We start from the raw sequence: 2,114 nt of genomic DNA on the forward strand, positions 1-2,114 counted from the left end.
TTAATTTATGATTAACATAAATTGGGTCACGATAATGTAAATCTTTATGATAACCAGGCATATATTTTATAGTATAAGGATACATATCCTCAGTTAAATCCCCCACTGCCAAACAAACTGATTTATAACCGCTTGGATTATAATAATCATTGTCATTTTGTATCAAAGTTTTATAATCGGTAAAATCGCACCCTGTCAGTAACGATAACATCAGTAAACTACTACCTAATATTAAGATTTTTTTGATTTGTGTTTTCATCAATTATTACCTGTTGGTTAAAATTTGTTAATCGATTCTGTCACTGCTTCGGCTTATGGCTTGTATCAGCTGTATATTGGTATGACAGTAAGTATGGAAACACTTTTTTACCCCCGCAAATCTTAAACTTAACAGTAATCTAATGAATTAAAATAACTTTATAAAAGATAATTACCACTTTCCGCACGGATCAATTTTAATCTACCATCCGACTTAATATTGTAATAATGACTTCCTAAAGCAGGTCTACTACCCGTTACCGCGGGTTCAATTTCGCTATAATTAGGATATAGACTATAAATATCTTTATTTTTTATCCAATTTGGCACATTTTCTAAATGGTAGGTAAACGTAACCATACGCATGCCTTTAAGTTGATTATCCACATCTATAATTTTTTCTACCACAACCCGACCAAAGCAGAAGTTAGTCCCCCCCCACCAATCTACGTATTTACGACCTTCATCCGTTAAATTATAACGGTACAGAGGCTTATCGCCGTCATGACCAACCAGCTCTTCAGTAAATAATCCCTCTTTAGCATAGAGGGATAGTTTTAAGTTTAATCTTCTATTTTGTTTTACTTTATCATAAGGCTCTTTCGGATCAATTTCGCCTTCAACATAGTGAATAGTATAAGGATACATATCCTCAGTTAAATCCCCCACTGCTAAGCAAGATTTTTTATTTCCTGTTGGGTTATTAATATCGTTTTCCCTTTGAATTCGCGTTTTATAATCGGTAAAATCGCACCCTGTCAGTAACGATAACATCAGTAAACTACTACCTAATATTAAGACTTTTTTGATTTGTGTTTTCATCAGTTATTACCTGTTAGTTAAAATTTGTTAATCGATTCTGTCACTGCTTCGGCTTATGGCTCGTATCAGCTGTATATTGGTATGACAGTAAGTATGGAAACACTTTTTTACCCTGTTCATCCACTTTCCCCGTTGGCCAATATTGAATGGTGCAAATCACTTCAAACTGACCAGTTACCCGCCCTACTAGTTGGTTTATCATAAATAAACCGATATTCGGCGCTTTTGGCTTGGTCGTTGTAACCTCTGTGGTGGCGCTGTCTGCTGGTGTTGCTGCTTTTTCCTGCGATGTTTTAATATCGATACCCATCACTTGCTGCATGGCATACCAATTATTAACCACCTCCCCCAAATCTTTGGGCTCAGCCTGATAATAATCATAAATTTCAATCTTTTGTTTTCGAGTCATATTTTTATTAACCAGTTTAAAATAGGCTGGATTGTATTGAACGGGTTCAATAATTATATTTTCACCGCCATGACTAACTTCTAATATGGTCTCTTGTGGTTCACCACGGTGGCGGATGGTGATTGTTCCTTCAAATTTGGCCTTATTTTTTACAAAGTCGGGCAGTTGCATCACTAAGTTTAAATTGTACAATTTACTGTTTGAGGTTTTATTTATTGCCTCTACCACTTCACGTTGGTCATCAGTTCCCCAAACGATTCCTGTGACTTTAGTGGGCGCACTATTTTTTAGATTTTGTTGACCTTCTTTCCCCAAATCGCTTGCATTCACTTCATGGTGGGCGGTTTGGCAAAGTCCTTTTCGGGATGCCAAATAAAAATCTTGCTCGGATAGGTAGTTGCCCGTATCACTAATGGGGTAAGGTGGGTATAAGTCATTGCGAGCTAGGTTGCCAAATATGGAGCGGTTTATCCATTTGTCCATTTCGTCCCATTGGCTGCCGTCGTCGTAAGTGCCAAATAGAAAATTAAGAATAAATGGCGCTAAAACTAAAACCAGCCCCCATGGTCCAGACAACGCAAACGATAACCCCAATCCGGCTATTGCAAAACCAATACAAGAACTG

3 protein-coding genes are annotated in these 2,114 nt (G+C 37.1%); all 3 read right to left on the bottom strand.

The window, feature by feature from the left end:
- Window positions 1-259, bottom strand: a 259-nt coding sequence (locus A9G48_RS06435; RefSeq protein WP_141672970.1) for a hypothetical protein, incomplete at its 3' end; no start/stop codon positions are given.
- A 158-nt stretch (window positions 260-417) separates the two neighbouring features.
- Entirely contained in the window at window positions 418-1,080 is a 663-nt protein-coding gene (locus A9G48_RS06440) for a hypothetical protein (protein WP_065575965.1), read from the bottom strand.
- Between the two features lie 40 nt (window positions 1,081-1,120).
- Window positions 1,121-2,114, bottom strand: a 994-nt coding sequence (locus tag A9G48_RS11625; protein WP_176702003.1) for a hypothetical protein, incomplete at its 5' end; no start/stop codon positions are given.

The organism is Gilliamella sp. wkB18 (assembly GCF_001690875.1).
GTDB lineage: Bacteria > Pseudomonadota > Gammaproteobacteria > Enterobacterales > Orbaceae > Gilliamella > Gilliamella apicola_A.

What these genes read in the sequence shown, in the direction of transcription:
- A9G48_RS06440 (WP_065575965.1), bottom strand. Translation starts at nt 1,080, where the DNA reads ATGAAAACACAAATCAAAAAAGTCTTAATATTAGGTAGTAGTTTACTG.